This window comes from Amycolatopsis sp. NPDC049688 (assembly GCF_040674975.1).
Classification (GTDB): Bacteria; Actinomycetota; Actinomycetes; order Mycobacteriales; family Pseudonocardiaceae; genus Amycolatopsis.
Map to the genome: position 1 here is coordinate 1 of NZ_JBFANY010000032.1, position 24,038 is coordinate 24,038.

At 72.7% G+C, this 24,038-nt stretch carries 26 protein-coding genes; 11 read left to right on the forward strand and 15 right to left on the reverse strand.

Translation table 11 applies throughout. From position 1 onward, the window contains the following. Positions 1–103: 103 nt before the first annotated feature. The 7 genes from AB0J55_RS45010 to AB0J55_RS45040 form a co-directional block, all read right to left on the reverse strand. Positions 104–1,207 (reverse strand): family 2 encapsulin nanocompartment cargo protein terpene cyclase, encoded by a 1,104-nt coding sequence (locus tag AB0J55_RS45010; protein WP_364264131.1) that lies wholly within the window; start codon positions 1,205–1,207, stop codon positions 104–106. Positions 1,208–1,240: 33 nt separating this feature from the next. Continuing rightward, the gene (locus AB0J55_RS45015; RefSeq protein WP_364264134.1) at positions 1,241–2,092 is read right to left on the reverse strand and encodes a geranyl diphosphate 2-C-methyltransferase; all 852 of its coding nucleotides are present in this window, start codon (positions 2,090–2,092) and stop codon (positions 1,241–1,243) included. A 278-nt stretch (positions 2,093–2,370) separates the two neighbouring features. Beyond that, positions 2,371–3,204: a carbohydrate ABC transporter permease gene (locus tag AB0J55_RS45020; protein ID WP_364264137.1), complete on the reverse strand. Its 834-nt coding sequence runs from the start codon at positions 3,202–3,204 to the stop codon at positions 2,371–2,373. Next, entirely contained in the window at positions 3,201–4,106 is a 906-nt protein-coding gene (locus AB0J55_RS45025) for a sugar ABC transporter permease (RefSeq protein ID WP_364264140.1), read from the reverse strand. Before AB0J55_RS45025 ends, AB0J55_RS45020 begins: the two co-directional genes overlap by 4 nt. Then, a complete protein-coding gene (locus AB0J55_RS45030; protein WP_364264143.1) occupies positions 4,103–5,437 on the reverse strand; it encodes an extracellular solute-binding protein in 1,335 nt (444 codons plus the stop codon). The genes AB0J55_RS45025 and AB0J55_RS45030 overlap by 4 nt, the downstream gene beginning before the upstream one ends. Before the next feature lie 62 nt (positions 5,438–5,499). Next, positions 5,500–6,279, reverse strand: a complete 780-nt coding sequence (locus tag AB0J55_RS45035; protein WP_364264146.1) for a DUF3152 domain-containing protein — start codon at positions 6,277–6,279, stop codon at positions 5,500–5,502. A gap of 937 nt (positions 6,280–7,216) precedes the next feature. Then, positions 7,217–8,227, reverse strand: coding sequence for a polysaccharide deacetylase family protein (locus AB0J55_RS45040; protein WP_364264149.1), 1,011 nt, complete (start codon positions 8,225–8,227; stop codon positions 7,217–7,219). 155 nt (positions 8,228–8,382) lie between these two features. On the opposite strand from AB0J55_RS45040, the gene AB0J55_RS45045 reads away from it, so the two are divergent. Next, the gene (locus tag AB0J55_RS45045; RefSeq protein WP_364264152.1) at positions 8,383–9,366 is read left to right on the forward strand and encodes a hypothetical protein; all 984 of its coding nucleotides are present in this window, start codon (positions 8,383–8,385) and stop codon (positions 9,364–9,366) included. 151 nt (positions 9,367–9,517) lie between these two features. Here AB0J55_RS45045 and AB0J55_RS45050 read toward each other — a convergent pair whose 3' ends face one another. Beyond that, complete coding sequence (locus AB0J55_RS45050) at positions 9,518–9,988, reverse strand: hypothetical protein (protein WP_364264155.1); 471 nt, start codon at positions 9,986–9,988, stop codon at positions 9,518–9,520. Positions 9,989–11,042: 1,054 nt separating this feature from the next. Continuing rightward, positions 11,043–11,381 (reverse strand): WGxxGxxG family protein, encoded by a 339-nt coding sequence (locus tag AB0J55_RS45055; protein WP_364264157.1) that lies wholly within the window; start codon positions 11,379–11,381, stop codon positions 11,043–11,045. Positions 11,382–11,644: 263 nt separating this feature from the next. On the opposite strand from AB0J55_RS45055, the gene AB0J55_RS45060 reads away from it, so the two are divergent. The 3 genes from AB0J55_RS45060 (at position 11,645) to AB0J55_RS45070 (ending at position 13,341) form a co-directional block, all read left to right on the forward strand. Next, positions 11,645–11,986 (forward strand): hypothetical protein, encoded by a 342-nt coding sequence (locus AB0J55_RS45060; RefSeq protein ID WP_364264160.1) that lies wholly within the window; start codon positions 11,645–11,647, stop codon positions 11,984–11,986. Between the two features lie 307 nt (positions 11,987–12,293). Continuing rightward, positions 12,294–12,668, forward strand: coding sequence for a hypothetical protein (locus AB0J55_RS45065; protein WP_364264163.1), 375 nt, complete (start codon positions 12,294–12,296; stop codon positions 12,666–12,668). Between the two features lie 319 nt (positions 12,669–12,987). Further along, a complete protein-coding gene (locus tag AB0J55_RS45070; protein ID WP_364264166.1) occupies positions 12,988–13,341 on the forward strand; it encodes a hypothetical protein in 354 nt (117 codons plus the stop codon). Between the two features lie 46 nt (positions 13,342–13,387). Here the strand turns inward: AB0J55_RS45070 and AB0J55_RS45075 are convergent, their stop codons facing one another. Then, the gene (locus AB0J55_RS45075; RefSeq protein WP_364264169.1) at positions 13,388–14,485 is read right to left on the reverse strand and encodes an AI-2E family transporter; all 1,098 of its coding nucleotides are present in this window, start codon (positions 14,483–14,485) and stop codon (positions 13,388–13,390) included. Positions 14,486–14,613: 128 nt separating this feature from the next. On the opposite strand from AB0J55_RS45075, the gene AB0J55_RS45080 reads away from it, so the two are divergent. Together AB0J55_RS45080 and AB0J55_RS45085 are read left to right on the forward strand one after the other, a co-directional pair. Further along, entirely contained in the window at positions 14,614–15,555 is a 942-nt protein-coding gene (locus AB0J55_RS45080; protein ID WP_364264172.1) for a glycoside hydrolase family 43 protein, read from the forward strand. A gap of 80 nt (positions 15,556–15,635) precedes the next feature. Further along, complete coding sequence (locus AB0J55_RS45085; protein WP_364264175.1) at positions 15,636–16,415, forward strand: hypothetical protein; 780 nt, start codon at positions 15,636–15,638, stop codon at positions 16,413–16,415. Between the two features lie 3 nt (positions 16,416–16,418). Here the strand turns inward: AB0J55_RS45085 and ligD are convergent, their stop codons facing one another. Further along, entirely contained in the window at positions 16,419–18,392 is a 1,974-nt protein-coding gene (gene ligD / locus AB0J55_RS45090) for a DNA ligase D (RefSeq protein WP_364264178.1), read from the reverse strand. A gap of 102 nt (positions 18,393–18,494) precedes the next feature. Then, entirely contained in the window at positions 18,495–19,052 is a 558-nt protein-coding gene (locus AB0J55_RS45095) for a helix-turn-helix domain-containing protein (protein ID WP_364264181.1), read from the reverse strand. 124 nt (positions 19,053–19,176) lie between these two features. Between AB0J55_RS45095 and AB0J55_RS45100 the strand changes: the two genes are divergently transcribed. Next, complete coding sequence (locus AB0J55_RS45100; RefSeq protein ID WP_364264184.1) at positions 19,177–19,881, forward strand: alpha/beta hydrolase; 705 nt, start codon at positions 19,177–19,179, stop codon at positions 19,879–19,881. 1 nt (position 19,882) lies between these two features. Here the strand turns inward: AB0J55_RS45100 and AB0J55_RS45105 are convergent, their stop codons facing one another. After that, entirely contained in the window at positions 19,883–20,761 is an 879-nt protein-coding gene (locus AB0J55_RS45105; RefSeq protein WP_364264186.1) for an RNA polymerase sigma-70 factor, read from the reverse strand. Positions 20,762–20,914: 153 nt separating this feature from the next. On the opposite strand from AB0J55_RS45105, the gene AB0J55_RS45110 reads away from it, so the two are divergent. Further along, a complete protein-coding gene (locus tag AB0J55_RS45110; protein ID WP_364264189.1) occupies positions 20,915–21,388 on the forward strand; it encodes a carboxymuconolactone decarboxylase family protein in 474 nt (157 codons plus the stop codon). 25 nt (positions 21,389–21,413) lie between these two features. Continuing rightward, positions 21,414–22,031, forward strand: a complete 618-nt coding sequence (locus AB0J55_RS45115) for a class I SAM-dependent methyltransferase (RefSeq protein ID WP_364264192.1) — start codon at positions 21,414–21,416, stop codon at positions 22,029–22,031. Here AB0J55_RS45115 and AB0J55_RS45120 read toward each other — a convergent pair. After that, positions 22,024–22,776 (reverse strand): HAD family hydrolase, encoded by a 753-nt coding sequence (locus AB0J55_RS45120; RefSeq protein ID WP_364264195.1) that lies wholly within the window; start codon positions 22,774–22,776, stop codon positions 22,024–22,026. The two genes, AB0J55_RS45115 and AB0J55_RS45120, sit on opposite strands and share 8 nt — an antisense overlap. Between AB0J55_RS45120 and AB0J55_RS45125 the strand changes: the two genes are divergently transcribed. Next, entirely contained in the window at positions 22,775–23,410 is a 636-nt protein-coding gene (locus tag AB0J55_RS45125; RefSeq protein ID WP_364264198.1) for a hypothetical protein, read from the forward strand. The two genes, AB0J55_RS45120 and AB0J55_RS45125, sit on opposite strands and share 2 nt — an antisense overlap. A 72-nt stretch (positions 23,411–23,482) precedes the next feature. Further along, positions 23,483–23,641, forward strand: coding sequence for a hypothetical protein (locus AB0J55_RS45130; RefSeq protein ID WP_364264201.1), 159 nt, complete (start codon positions 23,483–23,485; stop codon positions 23,639–23,641). A gap of 1 nt (position 23,642) precedes the next feature. Here the strand turns inward: AB0J55_RS45130 and AB0J55_RS45135 are convergent. Beyond that, positions 23,643–24,038, reverse strand: a 396-nt coding sequence (locus tag AB0J55_RS45135) for a DUF2188 domain-containing protein (RefSeq protein WP_364264204.1), incomplete at its 5' end; no start/stop codon positions are given.

A 24,038-nucleotide genomic window follows, 5' to 3' on the forward strand; every position in this document is an offset into this window, starting at 1 on the left:
GGTGGCCAGGGTGCGGGCCGCGGCCCGGCTCAGGCTCGACGGCGCCTGCTCGTCGGTGTTCAGGGCATCCACCGGATCGGTGACAGTCACAGCGAAACCTCACTCACTGGTAGCGCGGATTGGTGGCGTGCCAGGTGAACCCGCCGCCCATCCAGGACCGGACGCCCACCAGGAACCGCTGCAGTTCCGGTGACGGCACCGCCATCAGGTCCCGGTGACCGTCCTCGAACTCGTGGACGATCTGGTTGTGCAGCTCGACGGTGGCCTCGACCGCCTCTTCGACCGGGCAGCCGCGGTCCGCGGCGATCTGCAGGACCATGTTGCAGACCGGTTTTTCGTCGGCCGCGTCCTTGGCCACCGAATGGAGGTCGTTGACCAGTACCGACGCCGTGCCGGCCCGCATCATCGCCTCGCGCACGCGCGGGTCGTAGTAGAACGGCGCGGCCAGTTCGTACCCGCCGACGGCGTCGACGAGGGTCATCGACGTGTAGAAGCTGTCGTGCTGGCGGGCCGCCAGGTATTCCCACGCCGGGGGGTAGCGGCCGGTGTGGCGCCAGGCCGCGTAGGCGTCCCAGCTGACGAACATCGAGAACGTCGCGTAGCAGACCCGCTGCACGAGCACCGGGGAGCCGTGCCGCCCCAGGTGCTCGATCGCCGAGTGCAGCCCGACGAGGATCGGGTCCGACTTCAGCGCCTCTTCGAGGGGCGCCGAGAACTCCCCGGCCGGCGCGACCGGGTCCATGGCCGCCATGACGAGCGCCAGGCGCGGCGGCAGTTCGGTCGGCGCCGCGCCCAGCGTGCTGTCGTCGGCGTAGTAGTCGTCGGCCGCCCACCAGACCGCATTGAGCTGCGCCGCGACGAGCAGCCGGTCCGGGTCGTCGCAGTCGGCGTGGGCGAGCATGGCGAGCCGGCCGAAGCCGGCGCCGGCGATCTGCTCCAGGCCCTTGCCGGTGAACCCGCAGCCGGCCGCCCACGCGACCAGTCGCCGGTCCACCTCCGCGGCCAGGCCGTCGTCGACGCGGCCCACGACCGGGCAGTACAGCGGCGGCCCGCTGCCGTCACCCCACGGCAGGTAGGCGTAGGCCGGGTCCGGCCCCGCCGCCGTCGCGAACTGCGTCGCGATCCGCGCTGCCGATGTCCCGATGCCGAACGGGCCCGCCGGCAGGCCGGCGGCATCCCCGATGGTCCACTGTGGACACGCGGTCATGGTGGTGGTCTCCTCCGGCACCCCGCCCCCGCCTCAGACGCGGTCGGCGGCGATGAGCAGGTAGTGGAAACTGCCTTCGCGGTAGGCGGTGAGGAACGGGTCCTCGATCCCGGTGGCCACCGACGACCGAGCCCGCAGCTCCCAGTACGGGATCGTCGCCGCGGTCAGGTCGACGACGTTGATCGGCACGAACCCGTTGGCGGACAACGCCTTGAAGTAGTCGCCGCGAGCGTGGATGTTGCAGATGTAGTGCTGGTCGATCTGGCTCACCGCGCGCGACCGGCCGCCGGTGACGTCGTTGTAGCAGCCGGTGATCGTCACGTACCGGCCGCCCGGCTTGAGCTGCCGCGCGTGCTCGGCGAACAGGGCGTGCAGGTCCACGTACATCGTGCTCTCGTTGTTCCAGATGCCCTGGAACGCCCCGGATTCGAACCCGGTGTCGAGCATGTTCCGCAGGTGGTAGCGCACCGAGCCGTCGATCCCGCGCTGCCGCACGTGCGCGTTGGCGAACCCGACCTGCTGCTCCGAGATGGAGATGCCGTCGACCTGGCAGCCGAACCGCAGGTGGGCCATCACGCTCGTGCCGCCGCGGCCGCAGCCCGCGTCGAGCAGCCGGTCCTCCGGCGCGATCGGGCCCAGGTGGTCGAGCAGGACCTCCGCCTGCGCGGTCTCGAGCCGGTGCATCTCCGCGATGATCGCTTCGTCGCGGGTGGCTTCCGGGGCTTCGAGCACCGCCGGGTCGTAGTCGCCGAGGCCGTAGTGGTGGTGGTACAGACCGTCGACGTCGCCCAGCCGGAGGTTCACCGGATCCTTTTCGGCGTTCCAGTAGGCGGCCACCGACTGCTGGTACGCGGTGCGGGCCACGGGCTGGTCGAGAGCGGTCATCAAGCAACTCCTCGCTGGCGTTTGCGTTGGGAGGCAACGGAAGCCGGGTCGCCGGCCAGGCGGCCCGGCTTCCGTCCCCTCCCCGTCGACGCTAGTGCCGGGAGTTTCGCGTGGACAAGAAGGTTCACTCGCGCTGGCACAGCGTGGCCCGTCCGGCGCAGCGGGGCCCGCGCCCCGGTGTGCAGCGAGGTCGCACAAGGTCCCCGTTCGTGAACCGCGACACCTCGTCCGGCTGACGGTTCGCCACCCTCCGTGTCAGGTGCATGCGACGTGTGCCGTCACGCCCGTGTCCGCGGGCCGCCCTCCGTCGTGATCCCGGCGAGGAAGTGGCGCTGCGCCACGAAGAACACGATCAGCAGCGGCACGGTCGTGATGACGCTCCCGGCCAGGACGATCTCCCACCGCTGTTCGCCGGCCTGGCCGAACTGGTCCGACAGCGCCTTGAGCCCGCGGGGCAGCGTGTACAGCGCCGGGTCGCGCAGGTAGATCAGCGGTTTGAGCAGGTCCGACCAGCTGGCCTTGAGCTCGAACACGAAACTGACGATCAGCGCCGGACGGCACAGCGGCACCGCGATGCGCCAGAACAGCGTCCAGTGGCTCGCGCCGTCGACGCGCGCGGCTTCGAACACCTCGCGCGGCAGGCCGAGGAAGAACTGGCGCAGCAGGAAGATGTAGAACGCGCTGCCGAACAGGTTCCCCGCCCACAGCGGCACCTGCGTGTGCGCCAGGCCGGCGCTGTTCCAGATCAGGTACACCGGGATCATCGTCACCGCGGCCGGCAGCATCATCGTGGCCAGCACCAAGCCGAAGAGGGCGTTGCGGCCCGGGAACCGGAAGTAGGCGAAGCCGAACGCCACCAGCGAACTGGTCAGCGTCACGGCCACGGCCGCCGCGAGCGACACCACGACGCTGTTGAGCAGCCAGGCCGCCACCGGCGCGGCCCGCCAGATCTCGACGTAGTTGTCCCACGCCCAGGTCCGGGGGATCAGCAGGTTGTCGAAGACCTGCGCGCGCGGCTTCACCGACGCGCTCAGCAGCCAGGCGAACGGGTACAGGAACAGCACGCTCGCCGCGGCGAGCGCGCCCCATCGGAAGACGCGGCGCGCGGTCACCGGTCACCGCCTTCGTAGTAGACGAACCGGCGGCTCAGCCGCACCTGCACGAGCGTGATGGCCAGGATCACGACGAACAGCAGCCACGCCATCGCCGAGGCGTAGCCGAGGTGGAGGAATTCGAACGCCTGCTGGAACAGGTAGATCAGGTAGAACAGGGCGGCGTCGTTGCTGTAGGTCGCCGACGCCGCGGAGCCGTAGAACGCCGTGTAGGCCTCGTCGAACGACTGCAGCGCCGCGATCGTCTGGACGATCAGGGTGAAGAACAGGGCCCCGCTGATCATCGGCACGGTGATCCGCCGGAACCGCTGCCACGCCGACGCGCCGTCGAGCTCGGCGGCCTCGTACAGCTCCCGCGGCACACCGCGCAACGCGGCCAGGTAGATCACCACCGTGCTGCCCACCGACCACAGGTGCATGAGCACCAGCCCCGGCTTCACCCACGGCCCGTCGGTGCTCCACTGCGGCCCGTCGATCCCGACCAGCCCCAGCACGGCGTTCACCAGCCCGGCCTGGCCGTTGAACAGGATCAGGAACAGCACGCCGACGGCGACCTTCGGGGTGATCTCGGGCAGGTAGAACACCGTGCGGAAGAACCCCGCCGAGCGGCGGCCCGCGCGCGTGAGCAGGGCCGCGAGCGCCAGCGAGACGGCCATCGTGGCGGGGACCGACATGACGGTGTAGACGAGCGTGTTGACGAGACTCCTGCGCACCGCCGGGTCTTCCAGCAGGCGCTGGTAGTTGGCCCAGCCGACGGCGTCCGGCGAGCGCAGCGCGTCGTAGTCGGTGAAGGAGAGCACCAGGCTGGCGACCATCGGGATCGCCATGAAGATCACGAACCCGATCATCCACGGCGACAGGAACGCATACGCGGCCCAGGCTTCCCGCGTGCGCCGCTTCACCGGCGGGCCACCGCGGCGTCGAGCGCGCGCTGGGCCTCCTGCTGGGCCTGCCGCAGCGCGTCGGCGGGCTGCTGTTCGCCGGACAGGACCCGGTTGACGGCGTTCTGCCAGGCCGTCTTGAACTCCGACCCGGCCGGGGACGCGGGCATGGTGAAGGCGCTGTCCTGCGCCTTCAGGACGGTCCGGACGGCGGCGTCGAACGCCGGCCGGTCCTTCAGCTGCACGAGCCGGCCGAAGATCTCCTCGTCCGCGACGCGGTTCCCGGTGTAGACGCCGGTGAACGCCTTGCCGGCGGCTCGGCGTTTCTCCGCGCGGGCCTTGGCGGCGGCGACCCACGTCGGCGCTTCGGTCATCGTCTTGATCCAGGCGCACGCCTGGTCCTTGTGGGTGCTGCCGGCGGGGATGACCCACGCGCTGCCGGTGACCCAGTCGATCGGGGTGCCGGCGGTGTCGGTGAACGGCGCCGCGGTCACCCGCACGTCGGGGGAGTAGTTGGCGAGGACGTTGAGGTACCAGTCGTCCATCAGGGTGGCGGCCAGTTGGCCCTGCTTGAACGGGTTCTTCTCGCCGAAGAAGTCGAACGAGTCGCGGAACGCCTTCACCGCGCCCCAGCCGCCCTGGGCGTCGATCAGCGACTTGGCGTAGGTCAGGGCGCCGGCCAGCCGCGGGTCGTCGAGGTGCGCGGTGCGGCCGTCGTCGCTGAGCATCTGCACGCCGTTCGCCTTGGCCCACAGCGGGAGGAACTCCGGGATCTTCGGGTCGAACCCGATGCGCGACAGGGTGCCGTTCGTGCGGGTGGTGAGCCGCTGCGCGGCGGCGGCCAGCTTGGCCCGGTCGGCCGGGGCGAGGTCCTGGGAGGTCAGGCCGCCCGCCTCGACGGCGGCGTCGTTGACCAGCAGGACGCGGTTGTCGTAGAACTCGGGGAGGCCGTAGACCTTGCCGTCGAGGGTGGTTTCCTTCAGGGCGGCGGGCCGGTACTGGCCGACGTCGATGTGCTGTTTCGCGATGCAGTCGGTGAGCGGCTCGAGGGTGCCGCGGGCGGCGTAGGTGCCGAGCAGCTGCCGGTCGAGGTAGACGAGGTCCGGCGGCGTGTGCGAGGCGACGGCGGCGAGGAACTGCTGGGCGTCGAAGGCACTGCCGCCGATCTTGACGGTGGCCGGCGCGATCGCCTTGCCCGCCAGGTCGGCCCGGGTGGTGGCGATTTCGTCGCCGAGCCCGAACCCCATGGTCGTCAGAGTGGCCGCCGCGCCGGTGTCACCGCCGCTGCCGACCCCGCCGCAGCCGGCGAGCAGCAGAACCGTGGTCGTGCCGGCCAGAAGTTTCCGCACCATCGCACACCCTCCCACCAGAGGGCCGGTGTATACCCACCGCGCGCGCGGTCCAAACCACCGGGTCAGTGCGGCTCGGTGACCCACGGGTTGGCGCGGCAGACCGCACCGTCGGGCCGGACGTTCGTCGCGGCCCCGGGTTCGGCCCGGTTGAGGTTCGCGAGGTAGGTGTTGGAGAGCCCGAAGGTCTGCTGCATCATCACCGGCGCCGGCGCACCGGGGGCGGGACAGCCGACGTGGCCGAGGCCGAGCGCGTGGCCCATCTCGTGGTTGACGGCGTAGGCGCGGTAGCCGGCGAGGTCGCCGTCGTAGGAGTGGGCGCCGCGGAGCCAGCGGGCGAGGTTGAGGACGATCCGGTGGTCCCGGGTGAGCCGGCACGAGGAGTCGAAGGGGATGGTGAAGCCGCAGAGGTCGGGGCGCCGGGCGGTGCCGGGACTGGTGAGGCTGATCCGGACGGCGGGTACGGCCCCGGGGTCGCCGAGCCGCCGGAAGGTGACTTCCCCGAGCCCGGTCCAGCCACGCGGGTCGGCGAGGATCGCGTCGACGTCCTGGGCGAAGGACGGGACGTCGACCCCGTCCTCGATTTCGACGGTGTAGGTGAGGACCCGGTCGCCGTCCCCGATGTCGTGGGTGGGCCCGGGAACGACGTGCCAGGTCCCGGCGCCGGCTTCGGTGACGGGAACCCCGTCGGGAAGGGCGGCCGGTTCGGGCGGGGGAGCGGGGTGCGTGGCGGGGGCCGGGGTGCCGGCGGGCTGGGCGGAGGCGGCCCCGGAGACCCGCCGCGGTTCGGCGGCCCGCGGGGTGAGGAGCAGGCCAAGGGCAAGGACAACGGCGAAGACGAGCACGGCGGGCGGCCACCAGGGCGCCGGAGCGGGGGTGGGGGGTGGCGGGGGCGCGGTGACGACGAGCGGAGCGGGGGCGGCGGGCCGCGGGACACGCGGGGCGGGTGGACCGACGGCGAGCGCTGGGGCGAGGGGTGAGCATAGTTTTGTGGCGTGGGCGGCTTCCGGCGCTTGGGCCGGTTGCGCCGGGCGAGCCGGTGCTTCGGTGGCTGATGTTGCCGGGGCTTTCGGGGCCACGGCTTGGGCTGGTTCCGCGGGTTGTGCGGCGGGAGCGGGTGCTTCGGGGGGCGCGGCTTGGGCCGGTTGCGCGGGTCGAGCCGGTGCTTCGGTGGCTGATGTTGCCGGGGCTTCCGGGGCCACGGCTTGGGCTGGTTCCGCGGGTCGTGCCGCGGGAGCGGGTGCTTCGGTCGCTGATGTTGCCGGGGTTTCCGGGGCCGCGACTTCGGCTGGTTCCGCCGGTTGTGCCGTCGGAGCCGATGCTTCGGGAGGCGCCGAAATTCGCGGCGGGCGTGCGGATGCCGGGGTCGGCGGTGCCGCGGCAAGATCCGCGGGGCCGGGCCAAGCCGGCATGGCAGCGGTATCCGACTCCGGCGCTGACCCGGCTGGAGCGACGGGTGCGGGTGCCGCGAGCGCCGCTTCGGCCGGGGCCGGGGCCGGTGGCGCCGGTGCCTCGGCACCGGCCTGAGCGGTCCGGGCCGCCGCCCGAGCCGTGGGTGCTTCCTGTTCCGCGGGTGCCGGAGGGGCCGCCACCGAAGCCTCGGCAACGGCCGGAACCAGCTGCGCCGCAACCGGACCGCCCTGCTCCGTGGGCGGCTGCTTCTGCGCCGGAATCACCGGAATCCGCGGGATCCTCGGCGACCGCGGTGCCGCCGTCCCGCGGGCGGGCTGGTTCCGGCGGCGGGGCTGCGGCAGCCAGTCCACCCGGGCCGCCGGGATCGGGTCAGTAGGCAAGGCCCACGCTCGCACACGCCGGCGCCACCGCGCCTTCGGACCGGGGGTACGACACCGTCGACGGGTCTCCGTCCGACGTGTACCGGTGGCCGCCCGGGGACGCCAGCTCGTCGAGCCAGTGCTTCGAGCCGTACTCCGCTTCGCGGCCTTCGGACTGCGAACGGATCCGGGGGATCGCCGCCGCGTCGAACGCGGGAGAACACGGTGCCGGGGCCGGCCCGGCGCCCACCAGCAGCACCCCGGCGTACGCGTAACCGGGGCCGCGCTGCGCCAGCTCCTCGCGGCGCGGGTGCACCCCGAACGGCAGGGCGAACGTGGCCGGCTGGTACCCCGGGATCGCCTGGCGGATCAGGGTGTCGCCCTCGGTGATGGCCGTGGTCGCCTCGCTGTCGGTCGCCTTGCGCAGGTTCGTGTGCTTGCGCGTGTGGTTGCCGATCTCGAACCCGTGCTCCGCCAGCCACCTCAGCGTCCGGCCGTCGCCCGGGTCGGCGAACGGGTGCTCGTTGACGTACAGGCTCGCCACCGGGCGGAACCGCGGGTGCGCCGCCGCGACGTCCAGCAGGATGCGGATCGCCGTGCCCGGGGCCGGCTGGCCCTGCGGGGTCAGGCTGAACACGCTCGGGTCGCCGTCGTCGAAGGTCAGGACCACCGGGTGCGCGCCGGCCGGGAGGTCCAGCCGGCGGGCGGCCAGGTCGGCGGTCGTGACCGGCACGTAGTCCTCGGCCGCGAGCCGCTCGAGCTCCGCGGTGAAGTCCGCGGGCGTGCGGTCGTACACCGAACGTGGCTGCGCGGCGAGGCGGTGGTACATCAGGACCGGCACCCGGCCGAGCTCGTCGGCACCGACCTGCCGGGCCACGGCGGCCGTGACCCGGACCGGGGCCGCGGCCGGCGCGGGCCGCGACGGCGCGGGCGCCGGAGCCGGGGCCGGCGCCGGACCGCCGCAGGCCGCCAGGGCGAGAAGCGCGGTGAACCCGGTACCGAACCGGAAAAGGCAACGCATGCCGGAAGTGTGCTGCGGGCCCGGAGCGGCCGCGGGCCGAGTAACCGGGTCGGGTGAGCCCGGAATTACCCGGCGCAGCCCCGGAAATCACGTTTCCGCAGGCCGGGGCGCCGGGCGCGAAACGGGCGCGAGCACGATTCGGTGATCGTGGCGAAATGGGTTTGGCCAAGATCGGGATCGGGTATTTCCCCGCGATGGTCCCGAAAAAGGCGGTTGCCGCCGAACGAACCTTCGATCGACGTCTGGTCCTCACCGCCGCTCTCGCGGGCTTGGCCACGAGTGCGTGCGGTGCGCTGCAGCGGGGACAGTCGCTCGCCGTGCCGGCTCCCGCGGCGGCCGCCGCCGCGGCTCCGCCGCCACCACCTCCGAACCCACTCGAAACCAGCCTGCTCGTCGGCTTCTGCGGAGCGCCGGGCGCCAAGGCGCTCGGCCGCATGACCGGTGATCTCGGTGAAGCGAGCCGCGCGCTGCGCAAGCAGATCGAGGCGTTCCCGGCGGGCCGCCCGATCACCCCGGTCGTCGAGCTGATCGCGACCACCGTGCACCGCTCGCCCGGCGCGGACGGCATGTACCGCAGCCGCTGCGAAGACGGGACGGTGCGCGACTACCTCGACGCCGCCCGGGCGCTCAAAGGCCTGCTGCTGCTGAACATCCAGCCCGGCCGCGCCGACTTCCTGCCCGAAGTCAAGGCCTACGAGCGCTGGCTGACCGAGCCGGACGTCGGGGTCGCGCTCGACCCCGAGTGGGCCGTCGAGCCGGGCGTGGTGCCGGGGAAGAAGTTCGGCCGCACGACCGGCGCCGAGCTCGACGACGTCGCCCGGTACCTCGGTGCCCTGGCCGACGCGCACCGCCTGCCCGCCAAGGTGATGGTCTACCACCAGGTCGCGGCGTCCGTGGTGCGCGACGAGCAGCTGCTGCACGCCCACCACGGGGTTTCGGTGGTCAAGGTCGTCGACGGTATCGGCTCGGCCACCGCCAAGAAGGCGACGTGGAAGACGCTGATGACCACCATGCCCGGCCACGTGCGGCCGGGGTTCAAGCTGTTCTTCGAGGAGGACACCCGCCGGGGCACGGCCCTGATGAGCCCGGCGGAGGTCATGGCGCTGAACCCGACGCCCGCCTACGTCGTCTACGAATAGTCCCCGGCACGCCGAAGCCCGGTGCGGTCCGCCGCACCGGGCTTCTTCGTGCTCCGCAGGGAATCGCCGGCCCGCGGACGACGAAAGCCCGGCGCGGGAGGGGAACCGCGCCGGGCCGTCGCCGGCTTGTCCGTCCGGGGGTCCGGCCGGCTCAGCCGACCGGGACGGGCAGCCCGCCGAGAAGGTCGTTCACCAGCGCGGAAAGGCTGATCAGTACCCGCTGCAGCAGCGCGTTGAGCAGGGCCGACACCGGCGGCAGCGACTGGCGGGACTGCAGCTGGGCGGCGAGGTCGTCGACGCCCTTGCGGGCCTTGGCGGTTTCCTGCTGCGCCGTGGCCGCGCTGTCCTTGGCTGCGGCCTGGATGCTGTACCGCTTGCCCTGGGCCAGGTCGGAGAGCAGCGGATCCAGCCGGGCGAGCGTGGCCTGCGTGCCGGGCACGTCCCCGCCGTCCGCCCGCGCCGCCAGCTGGTCGCGCAGGCCCTGGACCTCGGCCGCCGCGCTCGTGGTGCTCGACGAACCGTTGCCGCCGGGCCCGCCCGCGGACGCCACACCCACCCCCGCCAGCGTCACCGCGGCGGCGGTGACGAACACCGTGAGCGCTCGGGTCAGTGCACTTTTCATGTCGTACTCCTCCGGATTGTGCGATGCCGACTGCGATCATCGTGAGCGCCGTTCCGCGATAGCGCGAGCGGATGTCCGGCCCCGGTGGCGCTGATCGATTCCGCACGGTGTACGGCCCGGCGGCGGGGCCGGAACAAACATCAAGTTCGCGTGAAGCACATCGGAAGCGGTTTTGCACATCGGCTACGGTGTGTAATAGCATCACTCGTGCGTGTCGGCCAGTTACGGTATACGGCTGAATCAACCCGATTTTTTTCACCTCGGGTCAGATCCGAGTGCCGGCGCACTTTCACTCGATCGTGAGGTTTGTGGGGAAGGAAGAAAGGGTAATCACGTCCGTTTGCGGTGCACCCGAAAAGTCACCCTTAAGAAGGATGTGACGTAAAAACACTTCTTGCCCGCCGGGTCACCTCGCTAATCTGAGCGGCGGTCGTGGGGCCGTTTTTCGTCCCCCCGGCCTCCTCGGTGCCGAGACCTGACAACTGGGCGCCACTCGGAGAAGCAGGAAACGCAGAACGTCCCGACGCCGACGGCGCCGGGACGTTCTGCGCGAAGAGAAGAGAGAAGGGGGATCCGCGGTGCGGGGCACCAGGGCCACTCGGCCACCCGGCGGGCGCCGGGTGCGGGGTACCGGTGGCACTCGGGCGCCCGGCGGGTTCCATCACTGGTCGGGTGGTTGCCGGCCGTGGGTGGGGGGCGTGGCGCCCGGTGGGTTGGCGAGCGGGTGCGTGGCGCGGGGTCTGGCTGGTGTTCGGGAGCTGGGGCAATCCCGCCGCGAGCCGGGTTCGATCCGGCCGGGAGCCGTCACCGCTGTTGCTCAGGTGCCGGGCGGGTTCCGCCGCGGGTCAGCGGATGGATGCCGGGCGCGGAGTACTGCTCCAAGCGCATCCCGCCGAGAGCCAAGCGCATCCCGGCCGCGGACTACCGCCCTCGATCAACTACCAGGCAAACCCCGGCGCAAGCCGGGAAAAAGCCGGGCACAGAGCACCTCCGCCGCTCGAGCGCCCGGCCGATTCCCCCGCAAACCGGCCGATAGCCGGCCGCAGGCCGCGGGTCAGGCGCCCGGCGGGTTTCGTCGCGGGCCGGCGGGCGGGTACGTGTTGGCCGGCGGTTCCGTGGGCGCCGCCGCCGGGTATCCCGCCATTGCTCCCGGTTTGGGGCCGCGGCGGACCAGGCCCGCCAGGCCCAGCAAGCCGACCAGGCCCAGCAAGCCCCACAACCCGTTGTCGTCGTTGTCGTCATGGGTCGTGTCGCGGGCGTTGCCGTCGTCGGTCTGCGTGTGCCAGGCCGGGCTGGCGAATTCCGGGGCCGCCGATGCCGGCAACGCGCCGGTCAAGGCGATGGCCGCCGCCGTGACGGTGCCGCAGAGCAGTTTCCGGGCCGTGTGGGTCATCTCGGTTCTTCCTTCCGGTCGGAGGGCCTTTCCCCGGCGGCGTACCCCCGCGGCTCCCGTTCACTCGCGCTGTCACGGGAACGAGCGAAGAACCCCGGTTCCGGCCCCTTTCCCTGCGTTTGTAAGATGGCTCCCGGTTCAAGGCAGAGCCGAGCAAGGACGCGTTGTACGCGTACGTCCGCCGCCGCTTGTCCTTTCCCTTCTCAAGCGCAGCAGCGCATCCGAGCCGGGCCATTCCGTCCACACCGTGGACCGGGGGAGTAATGAACACTGATCTCGTCGTCGCGCCGCTCGGCGCGACCTTCACGCCACGCCTCATCTGCACCACCGGCGACCGCCTGATCCACCCGGCGGACGGCCGCAACGACCTCGCCAGGATCGTCGTGCGCTGGGCCCGCGCCTGGGTTCCCGAAACCTGGCCCGCCCGCCAGTACTTCGCCGCGCTGGGGATCGGGGACGAGGAAAACCCGTGCTACGACGACGAAGCCGTCGTCGGCTGGCACCTCCTGCAGCCGCGGCCGGACTCGCTCGCCTGGCGGGTGCGGTCGGGCGAAATCGACGTCACCACCGCGCTCACCGCCGAAGCCGAGGCCTGGCCCCAATAGCACGACCGGCAGAAGAGCTCTGCGCCACCCCCGACCGTGGCGGCGCAGGGCTCTTTCGCATGCCCGCGTTCTCCCTTGCCTCGCCACCGGTTTCTGCGGAAGATTGACGGAAGATCCTGCTCCGGCAGGCGGCCTCGCGTAACCCGATCGGACCACCCTCTGCGCGGTCAGAGGCCCGCGTTACTCACACGATGGTGGAATGAAGTGGAAACGGCGCGCGGCCCTCAGTACGTTTCCACCACACAGGACGGAAACACACATTCACTACCGTCCTGATTCTCCGAAATCGTTCACCGAGGAGCAATCCATGCTGAAGAAGATGGGCTTCGTCGCGGTCACCGCGGCAGCCGGCGCGTTCCTGGCCGGCGGGGTCGCCGCGGCGGGTACCCCGGAGGGGCACGAGCACCACCACCACGGTCACCACTACGGCAGCTACGACCAGATCGGCCAGGTCGGCCTGGTCAACCTGAACAACACCGACGTGCTCCACAACGTCAACGCCACGCTCGGCCTGTGCGGCAACGACATCAACGTGCTCGGCGTGCAGGTGCCGCTCCACGACGTGGCCAACGGCATCGGCGTGCCGATCCTGTCGCCGGGCGAGCACGCGGCCGAGGGCGAGTCCCCGTACAACTGCGCGTCGGGCGGCCTCGCCGACGGCGGCACCGACCAGGGCCACTGAAAATCTCCGTGCCGGGGCCGCCCGCTGTGTGTGCGGACGCCGGCTCCGGCACGGGGCCCGGCGGGTTGCGCCGCCGCCGCGCCGCGTCCCCGGAACTCGGAGCGAGCTGCACACGGTTCCGCGTCCCGGGCACGCCGCGACGCCGGACGACGCCGGCCCGGGTGGGACCGGCCGCGACGCTGGAGAAGCGTGCCGGTCCCATCCGGCGTGCCCGCACCCTGACCGACTTCCCCGGGCCCGGCGAACCGAAGCCGGGCCCGTTCCCTTCCCCGATCCCCTGCCGGACCGTCCGGCGGGTTTTCAGAAGGAGTTTCTTCCCGTGATCAAGCAGTTCGGCTTCGTCGCCACCGCTCTCGCCGCCGGGATGGCGGTGCTCGGCGGATCCGCGTCCGCGACCACCGTCAACGTCGCGGGCCACCCGGTCGACTCCACCGACCAGTTCGGCCTGATCGGCAACGTGCAGAACCTCGACGCGGTGCACAACCTGAACATCGTCGGCGGCGTCTGCGACAACGACATCAACGTGCTCGGTGTCCAGGTCCCGCTGCACGACGTCGCCAACGGCATCGGCGTGCCGGTGCTCTCGCCGGGCGAGCACGCGGCCGAGGGCGAGTCCCCGTACAACTGCGCCTCCGGTTCGATCGCCGACGGCGGGACCACGCAGGGAAACTGACCGATCCGGTCCGGACCGCCGCGCGGAGCTCCGCGCGGCGGTCTTTTCACGTCCGGTCGAGCCGGTGCACGGCCACTTCGCGCACAACGAGCAACACAGCGGCCGCCACCGGGACCGCGACGAACGCGCCGACCACACCGAGCAGTTCGAACCCGATGAGCACCGCGACCACGGTGACCAGGGCGGGGATCCGGACGGCCCGGCCGACGACCTTCGGCAGCAGCACGTAGTCCTCCAGCACCCGGTAGCCGACGAAGAAGCCCAGGGTCGCGAACCCGACCGGCGCCGACACCGTGAACGCGATGAGGCTGGTGCCGGCCCCGGCCGCCACCGAACCCGCCACCGGGACGAGGTCGAGCACGGCGACGAGCACGGCCAGCACGAGCGAGTAGGGCACGCCGAACGCGCACAGCCAGGCGAACGTCAACACCCCGGCGACCAGGGACACCACGACGTTCCCGACGAGGTACGCGCCCACCTTCTTGAAGACGGCGTCGCCGATCAGGATCACCCGCGGCCGGCGGGATCGCGGGGCCAGCCGGTACAGGGCCGTCCGGATCCGCGGGAAGTCGGCGACGAAGTAGGTGGCGAGCACGACGACGATCCCCGCCTCGGCGAGCAGCCCGGCGAGCGGTTTCGCCACGTCGGAGAGGCGGACGGACCGGATGGCGGCTTCGAGGCCGAAGGTTTCGTTGGCCTGGCCCAGCAGGGTGGTGTGGTCGCGCAGCAGGGCCAGGTAGCGCGGAGCGCCGTCCTGCAGCTGCGTCGCCTGGTCGGCCAGCGGCACCGCGGCCGCGGTGATCGCCCCGCCGAGCACGGCCAGCCCGGTCACGACGACGACGGCGGTGGCGAGCGCGCGCGGCATCCGGCGCGCGAGGCGGGCCGTCACCGGCTCGAGGCCGACCGCGAGGAAGAACGCGATGCCGATCAGCAGCAGCGCGTCGGAGGCGGCGAGGACGACCTCGACGACGGCGACCGTGACGGCCACGCCGGCCGCCGCGAGCATGCCGGTGAAGAACGGCGACCGGCGGTCGAGCGGTTTCCCGGGCGCGCCCAGGGGTTTCTCCTGCCGGGCGGCCGCTCCTTCGGCTTCGCCGACGGGGTGCCCGGCGCGGTACGCCCCGCGTCCGCTCGTTGCGTGCATGCGACAGTGGCTACCCCGCCCGGCTCCGGCGAATCCACCCGATCGAGGCGCGCGGGCAAGTCCACGCTTCCCGGTGACGGCGGCCGCCTGCCGTTGCCGGAAGCATTGGGGTGTCAACAGAATCGCGTATGCGTCTGAAGGGACTCGTGCTCGCCCTCGTCCTGGCCGTCACCGCCGCGTTCGCGGTGGTGACGGAGGCCGCGGCGATCAGCGCGCCACGGTTGCTGATCAACCAGGACTTCCCCGATCCCGACGTCCTCAAGACCGCCTGGGGCTACTTCGCGTTTTCGACGGGCACCAGCACGACGCGGATTCCCTACGCGACGGCGCCGGCGCCGGAAGGGCCGTGGCGGGTCGCCGGCGACGCGCTCGGGGCGGTACCGGTGTGGGCGAAGCCGGACGGCGGGTTCTGGGCCCCGGACGTCACACAGCTGGCGGACGGCACGTTCGTGCTGTACTTCGCGGCCGCGCAGAAGACCGGCGGCGAAATGTGCCTCGGCGCCGCGACGGCGGCCAAAGCGGAAGGGCCGTACACGCCGTCCGGCGACCGGCCGCTGGTGTGCGCGCCCGAGGACCACGGCGACATCGACCCGCAGACGTTCGTCGACGCGGACGGCTCGCGCCACCTGCTCTACAAGAGCGACGGCGTGTCCCCCGGACCGCCGGCGGCGATCTGGACGCAGCGCCTGCAGGCCGACGGCCGCACGCTCACCGGCCCGCGCACCGAGCTGCTCCGGGCCGACCTCACCGCGGAGAAGGCCGTCGTCGAGGCGCCTTCGGTGGTGAAGACGGCGTCCCGCTACCTGCTGTTCTATTCCGCGGACACGTTCCAGAACACGGGCTACCACACGGGTTACGCGTCGGCGCCGGCGCTGGCGGGCCCGTTCGTGAAGGCGGACGCCCCGTTCCTGTCAACCGACCTCCTCGGCGGCAAGGTGGACGCCCCGGGCGGCGCCGACGTGGTGGACGGCCACATCTACTTCCACGGCTGGCTGGGCGGCGGCCGGACCGCGCGGGGCCTGTACGAGCTGCCGGTGTCGTTCCCGGGTGACGCGCCGAAGCTGGGCTGAGGGTGTCACCCACCCGGGTAATGCTCCGGTTGGGTGGCGCCCGGCCGGATATCCGGGGAGCGAGGAAACGGAGGAGAGCCATGACGGTGTGGTGGGGTTTGGCGGGCCTGCTCGGCCTGCTGGGGTGCTGCGGCCTCCTCCGCGGCCACCGCGCGAACGGCGCGATCGACGACGACCCGCTGGCCCGCTACCCGGCGGCCCGCGAACCGGCGACCCCGAACGCGGACGCGGCCCACACCCCGCTGATGACCCCGGCGATCACCCCGGAGATGCTGGCGGCCCGGCCGGGCGGACCGAACCCGGAGTCGGGCACCATCACGGGGCAGATCCCCGCGCCGCGGCCGGAGGAGCAGCCGGCGCGGACGGCGGCCGTGCCGGAGGGATCGGCGCCACCGCAAGCCGCGGGTGGTCTGCAGGGGGCGCCGAAGCATGCGCTCCCGCCGGAAGACGAGCCGGAATCCGCCGCGCCGCAGGTTTGGGCTGAGCCGGAGGTTCCCGCGGTGCCGCAGGCGCGGTTCGAGCCGGAATCCGCTGCGCCGCCGCAGGCGCGGTCCGAGTCGGAGGCTGCCGCGCCGCGAGTCTGGGCTGAGCCGGAGGTTCCCGCGCCGCCGCAGGCGCGGTCTGAGCCGGAGACCGCCGCCCCGCAAGCCTGGGCCGAGCCGGAGGTTCCCGCCGTGCCGCAAGCCCGGTCCGAGCCGGAATCCGCTGCGCCGCCGCAGGCGCGGTCCGAGCCGGAGACTGCCGCCCCGCAAGCCTGGGCCGAGCCGGACGTCCCCGCGGTGCCGCAAGCCCGCGCCGAGCCGGGAACCGCTGCGCCGCAAGCAGAAGCCGTCGCCGAGCGGCGGCTCCGGGAAGTCTGACCGTCAGCCCGGTAGCGCCGCCGCCTCGGTCAGGCCGGCCAGCAAATCACCGTGGTCGTCGATGCGGTCGAGGACCTCGTCCGCCGTGAACGTCAGGTGCGTGACGTGGCGGCACGTGCGGACCTCCTCCCACGTCACCGGGGTCGATGCCGTCGGGTGGTCGCGGCCGCGCAGGGAATACGGGGCCACCGTGGTCTTCGCCGGGTTGTTCTGGCTCCAGTCGATGAACACCCGGCCCGTCCGCTGCGCCTTCGCCATCACCGCCGTCACCGACTCCGGGGTCTCGCGCGCCAGGCGCTGGGCGAGCCGCTTCGCGTACGCCGACGGTGCCGCCGGGTCGTCCGTCCGGATGCCGCAGTACAGCTGCATCCCCTTCGACCCCGAGGTTTTCGCGTACGGTGTCAGCCCGTCCGCCACCAGCACGTCGTGCAGGCGCTCGGCCACCCGGCAGCAGTCGACGATCGTCGTGCCCGGGCCCGGGTCGAGGTCGAACACCAGGCGGTCCGGGGTGCGGCGGGCACCCGACTCCACCGTCCACTGGGGAACGTGGAGCTCGAGCGCCGCCATGTTCGCCGCCCACACCAGCCCGGGCAGGTCGTCGAGGAGCGGGTAGTCGATCGTGCCGCCGCTGCCGGCCAGGCGGACCGTGCGCAGCCAGTCCGGGGCGCCCTTCGGGACGTTCTTCTCGAACCACTTCTGGCCGTCGACGCCGTTGGGGTAGCGGATGAACGTCACCGGGCGGCCCGCCAGGTGCGGCAGCAGCACCGCGGCCACGCGCGAGTAGTAGTTGATCACCTCGCCCTTGGTGAACCCGGCCGCCGGGTACAGCACCTTGTCCAAATTGGACAGTGTCAGCCGCCGGTTCCCGGCCTGGACGGTGATCCGCTGTCCCGGCGGCTCGGGTGACGGCGGGGGCGGTGCGGCCGGTTCGGGCGGGGGCCCGGCGCGCGGGGCCAGGACGTCCGCCGGGTCCTTGTCCTGGCGCAGCCCGCGCCAGGCGGTGTGGCGGACGCGGCCGCCGCGCGTGAACTGGCGGTAGACGATCTCGCCCACCAGCCGCGGTTCGACCCAGCGCGCGCGGACGGTGTCCTCCCGCGGCGGCGTCGTCGCGAACGGGTGCGTGCGCCGCTCGATGGCCTGCAGCTGCTCCATCAGGTCGGCGCGGCCGGCCTGGCTGAACCCGGTGCCGACGTCGCCGATGTAGACGAGGTCGCCGGTGCCGGGGTCGTGGGCGCCGAGCAGCAGCCCGCCGAGGGTGCCGGTGAAGCTGCGCTGGCCCGGCCGCCAGCCGCAGACGATCACCTCCTGCGTCCGGATCAGGGGGTGCTTCAGCCACGAGTCCGGCCGCTGTCCGGGGGAGTAGGCCGACGAACGCAGTTTCGCGACGACGCCTTCGTACCCGGCGGCCCCGGCGTGCGCGAGGAAGTCCGCGGGCGTGCGGCGGTCGGCGGCGAGTTCGTCGAAGGTGACCGCCCGGACCACCGAAACGCGGTACGGATCCGGCATCGGCAGCTCCGCCAGCAGGCGGCGGCGCTCGTCGTACGGCGTGGCCAGCAGGCTCCGGTCACCCAGCCGGAGCAGGTCGAAGGCGAGGAACCGGACCGGCACGTCGGTGAATTCGAGGCCCTTCGGCCCGCTCTGGTGCCGGACCCAGCGGCCGCGGCGCTCCTGCATCCGCTCGAAGTCGATCCGGCCGTCCTCGCCGTAGACGACGACCTCGCCGTCCAGGTAGGCGGCCTGCCCGTCGAGCGCGGGGGCCAGCACGCCGGCGAGTTCCGCGAATTCCGCGGTGAAGTCGATGTTGTTGCGGCTGGTCAGCACGGTGGTGCCGTCCGGCGCGATCCGCATGGCCGCGCGGTAACCGTCCAGTTTGTACTCGTAGGCCCACTCCGGGCCGCTGCGCAGCCGCCCGCCGTCGGCCTTGGCGAGCATCGGCTCCAGCCAGGCCGGGACGCGCGACGCGTCGTCTGCCGCCATGTCGGACCTCCGTGACGTTACGCGCTCAAGGTAACCCGATCGGCCTAGCTTCGCTGGGTTTTCGCAGGTGAACGCCGCTTGAACGCGTGTTCGGCCCGGCGGTCAGGCCGGCAGGAGGTCGTCGACGGCCCGGCTGAGGGTGGCGCGCACCTTCTCCGGGTCGTCGAGTTCGCCGCCGTGGAGGGCGCCGTCGCGCAGGAGGACGAGCACGCGCGCCGCGTGGTCCGGTTCCGGGTGGCCGAGAGCCGCCGCCTGCTCGCGGAGGACGCCGAAGAACCACTGCCGGTGGTCTTCGATGGCCTGCCGCACCTGGTGGGCGGGGTCGGGGTACTCGGCGGCGGCGTTGAGGAACTGGCAGCCGCGGAAGTCCTCGCCCCGGGTCGCGTCCCCGACCACGGCCATGGCGTCGACCAGGCCTTCGCGCGGCGGCTTGCCGGCCCGCGCCGCGTCGACGGCCGCGCGGATCAGGCGGCTCGTCTCGGCGAGGTAGGCCGCGACCAGGTCGTCCTTGGTCGGGTAGTGGCGGTAGAACGTCGCCCGGGTCACGGCCGCCTCGGACACCAGGCGTTCCACCCCGACGGCGTGGATGCCTTCGGCGTAGAAGAGCCGGGCGGCGGTCGCCAGCAGCCGGTCCTTCGGGTGCACGTCGGCAGAACTCATCCCCTCAGCGTAGAGAAAGACCGATCGTTCTGCCAGATCGGCTACGTCACATTGCCAAGGCGCCCCCGAGGGGCCAGAGTAGGCGAGGCAGAAAGACCGATCGTTCTCTCTCAAGGAGCCAGCCATGAGCAAGCCCACCATCGTCCTGGTCCACGGCGCGTTCGCCGACTCGTCGAGCTGGACCGGCGTCGTCGCGAAGCTGCAGGAACAGGGCTATCCGGTCAAGGCGGTGGCGAACCCGCTGCGCGGCGTCGAGTCCGACGCGGCCTACGTCAAGGACGTCGTCGACAGCGTCGAAGGCCCGGTCGTCCTGGCCGGCCACTCCTACGGCGGCGCCCTGATCACCCGCGCGGCCACCGAGACGCCGAACGTCAAGGCCCTCGTCTACATCGCCGCGTTCCAGCCCGACGCCGGCGAGAGCGTGTTCGAGCTGTCCGGCCGCTACCCGGGCGCCAAGCTCGGCCCGGAGACCACGGACGTCCTCGTGCACGACGGCGAGCCCGAGCTGTCGATCAAGCCGGCGGACTTCGCCGAGGTCTTCGCCGCCGACGTCCCCGCGGCCACCGCCGCGATCATGGCGGTGACCCAGCGGCCGGTCGCCCAGCAGGCCCTGGCCGCGCCGTTCGAGGGCACCCCCGCGTGGCGCAAGCTCCCGTCGTGGACGCTGATCGCCAACCAGGACAACGCGATCCCGGCCGCGGCGCAGGAGTTCATGGCCGAGCGCGCGTCGTCGACGGTCCGCCGGATCGACGCCTCGCACGCGGTCGCGGTGTCCCAGCCCGGCGTCGTCGCCGAGGTCATCCTCGCCGCGGCGGCGGACGCCGAGTGAGTCAGCGGCACAGGGTGGTCGTCGTGTCCAGGCGCGCCAGCTTTTCCGGGTTGCGCACGGCGTAGAGCCCGGTGACCAGGCCGTCGTCGACGCGGACCGCCACCACGGTGTCGATCTCGCCGCCGAGCCGCAGGAGCAGCGCCGGGTAGCCGTTGACCTGGGCCGCCTCCAGCGTGCCGGCGGCGAGGTTGCCCAGGCCGGCGGCCAGGAGGCGGGCCACCTCTCCGGCCCCCGAGACCGGCGACAGCGTCGCCTGCACCACGCCGCCGCCGTCGCCGAGGAACACGACGTCCGGCGCCAGGACGTCGAGCAGGTCCCGCAGGTCGCCTGTCTCGACGGCCCGCCGGAACGCCTCGAGGGCGTCCCGGGTCGCCGCCGCCGAGACGGTCCCGCGCGGCCGGCGCGCGGCAACTCCGGCGCGGGCCCGGTGCGCGATCTGGCGCACCGCGGCCGGGCTCTTGCCGACGGCTTCGGCGATCTCGGCGTAGTCCAGCGCGAACACCTCGCGCAGCACGAACACCGCCCGCTCGGCCGGCCCGAGCGTCTCCAGCACCAGCAGCATCGCCATCGACACGCTGTCGGCCAGCTCGACGTCCTCGGCGACGTCGGGTGCGGTCAGCAGCGGCTCCGGCAGCCACGGCCCGACGTAGGACTCCTTGCGCCTGCCGAGCGCCCGCAGCCGCATCAGCGCCTGGCGGGTGGTGATCCGGACCAGGTAGGCGCGCTGGTCCCGCACCGCGGCGAGGTCCACGTCCACCCACCGCAGCCACGTCTCCTGCAGGACGTCTTCGGCATCGGCGGCCGAGCCGAGCAGCTGGTAGGCGACGGTGAACAGCAGGTTGCGGCAGCCGAGGAAGGCCTCGGTGGCGGGGTCGGCCATGGGTGACTCCTCTTCGCTGTCGGGTACGCCCACCAGATGCCGGGTCCCGCCGCGGTGTGACAGTGATCGCCGTCACCCGCCGCGGTTGTCACGCGGCGCGGGGCCGCCGGCATCTCGTGGTCGTTCCGATCGACCACGAGTGAGGACGAAACCATGGAATCCCGGTTCACCCTGACCGACAACGAAATCGGCGCCCGGTTCGCCAAGCGGTTCGGCACCGCGAGCCTGGCGATCATCCAGTCGCCGCTGGAAAAGGTCACCCAGGAGCTGGTGTCGCTGCGCGTCAGCCAGATCAACGGCTGCGGCTGGTGCGTCGACATCCACACCCAGGAACTGGCGGCCGCCGGGGAACCCGCCGTGCGGATCAACCTGGTCGCGGCCTGGCGCGAAGCCACCGTGTTCACCGAAGCCGAGCAGGCGGCGCTCGCGCTGGCGGAGGAGGGCACCCGGATCGCCGACGCGGCCCCGGGCGTCTCCGACGAGACGTGGGCCCGGGTCCGCGAGCACTACGACGACGACCGGACCGCCGCCCTGGTCGCCCTGGTCGCGCAGATGAACTCGGCCAACCGGCTCGCGGTGATCGTCCACCAGAAGGGCGGCGCCTACGAGCCGGGCATGTTCGGCTGACGCCGTCCGTGCTTGGCTGGGGGACATGACGAAGGCGGAGCGGTGGCGCCGGTACTGGGACCGCAAGTCCCCGGCCTACGACGAGGAGATGGGCGTCTGGGACCGCCGCCTCTTCGGCGACTCGCGCGAGTGGGCCTGCGGGCGGGCCCGGGGCGAGGTGCTGGAGGTGGCGGTCGGGACCGGGCTGAACCTGCCGTGCTACCCGGACGGGGTGACGCTCACCGGCCTCGACCTCAGCGAAGGGATGCTCGCCGTCGCCCGCGACCGCGCCCGCCGGCTCGGCCGCGAGGTGACCCTGCGCCAGGGCAACGCCGAGGAGCTGCCGTTCCCCGGCGCCTCCTTCGACACGGTGCTGTGCACGTTCGGCCTCTGCGCGATCCCCGGCCACGCGGCGGCGGTCGGCGAGATGGTCCGGGTGCTGCGCCCGGGCGGCCGGCTGATCCTGGTCGACCACGTCGCCTCGACGTCGCGGGCGGTGCGCGGCCTCCAGTGGCTGGTCGAGCTCGGGAGCGTGCCCTTGGCGGGCGAGCACTTCCGGCGACGGCCGTCGCCGCTGGTGGAGCGGCTGGGCTTGCCGGTGGAACAGCGGGAGCGGTTCAAGCTCGGCCTGGTGGAACGGCTGGTGGCCCGCAAGCTCAGCTGATCAGCACGCTCTCGTCCAGCCCGGCCAGCAGCGCCGCCGCGTCGTCGTAGACCGCCACCGCGCCGGCGTCGGACAGCTCGGCCGCGCCGACGCCGCCGGACAGCACCGAAACCGTGCGGACACCGGCCTTCTTGGCCGCGTGGACGTCCCAGACCGCGTCCCCGACGAAGATCGTGTCCTCCGGTGCGGTCCCGGCCTTGTCGAGCGCGGCGTACACCGGCTCCGGGTCCGGCTTCGTCGCGTCGACGTCGTCGCCGGAGACGATCCCGGCGACCACGTCGTCGACGTCGAGGACCCGGCGCAGTTCCTTGAGCTCGTCGGGGGCCGCCGACGTCGCCAGCACGACGCGCAGCCCGCGCCCGGCCAGCTCCCGGATGAGGTCCGGGGCGCGGTCGAACGGGCGCAGCAGCTCCGCCGTCTCCAGGTAGAAGCGGCTGTGCAGCTCCTTCGCGCGGTCGCCGATCCGGTCGGCGTCCTCGTCGCCCAGCAGGGTGCTCAGCAGCTTGCCGGAGCCCTTGCCGATCGCGCGGTGCACGCGCCAGGAGTCGACGTTCCGGCCGAGCTCGTGGAACGCCCGGCGCCAGGCGTGGACGTGGAGGTAGTTGGAGTCGACGAGCGTGCCGTCGACGTCGAACAGGACCGCGGTGGCGATGGCCGGCTCCTCGGGTCGTGGTGCGGTTTCCCCGTGCTCCGCGCGGGTATCGGAAGGACGGTCGATTACCCCGGTGGAGAGGGAAGTACACATGGCGGGTCTGGTCTCGGCGGGCTTTCGCGGGCTGGCGGCGCTGCGGCACGCCCCCGCGTTCCATCCCGGTGGCGTCGTGCTGCACGGCGAGCTCCGGGGGGTCGACGGCGACCTGCCGTGGCCGTCCGCGCCGTCGCCCGTCGTCGCCCGGCTGTCCAAGGGCGCGGGCACGCCCGGCCGGCTGCCGGACGCGCTCGGCCTGGCCGTGCGCATCCCGGGCGCGGGCCGCGACGGCGGGCCCTGGGACATCACGCTGACGACGGCGGGCCACGGTCACCTCGGCCGGATGCTGCCCCGGCCGGCGGCGGCGTGGACCAGCGGCGCCTACAGCAGCCTGGTGCCGTACCGCCGGGCCGACCGGCTCGTCTGGCTCGGGGCGTGGACGTCGTCGCCGCGGGTGGCCGCGTCGATCGAGGCGGCGCGGGCCGCGGTGCCGTGGCGGTTCGTGCTCCGGACCGGCCGCGAAGACGGGCGCTGGGGCGACAGCGCGGTACTCACCCTGACCGAGCCCGCCGCGGACGCCCCGGCGTTCGACCCGATGCTGAACCACCCGGCGGGACTGGAGTTCGCGCCGGAGTGGCTGGCGCGGCTGCGGGAGCGGGCCTACGCGGGAAGCCGGTCCGGGCGGCCGTGAGACCGCCGCCCGGACCGTTTCGGTGCCCGGCCCGCCGGGTACGCCCGGGTTTCGTCTCGATCGGAGGAAGCGATGAGCACACCCGAAATCGACCCGGTGACCGCCGAGAGCATGGAAGAGGACGCCGACATCGGCGGCGAGCACACCGAGCCGACGTTCCACGACCAGGAGCCCCGCGCCGGCGAGAGCGACGAAGAGGGCGCCGACCACGGGGGCATGCCGACGGCCTGAGTCAGGAGCCGGCGCGCGGATAGGTGCGGCGCTCGCCCAGCCGGCCGTCCTTCGTGCGGATGAAGTGGGCCGTGCCGCGCTTGACCGCCAGCTCGCGGCCGGCCGCGACGGCCTCCGACTTCGTCTCGGCGCTGCCGGAGGCCCGGGTGTTGCCGGCGACCTTGTTCTTCCAGACCGAGCCGTCGTAGAACGTCTCGACGTCGCCGTCCGCCGGTTCCGGCTCCGGTTCTGCGTCCTGCAGCGGGGCGTAGGTGCCGTAGAGGGCGGGGTCGGGTTTGGGTGCGGTGCCGGGGCCGCCGAGGGGTTGGGGGTCCATGAGGTATTCGATGCCGGCGTCGGTGGTCCAGCTGGTGCCTTTGGCGCCGTCGGGGCCGTCGGAGAGGTGCCAGATGGTGTG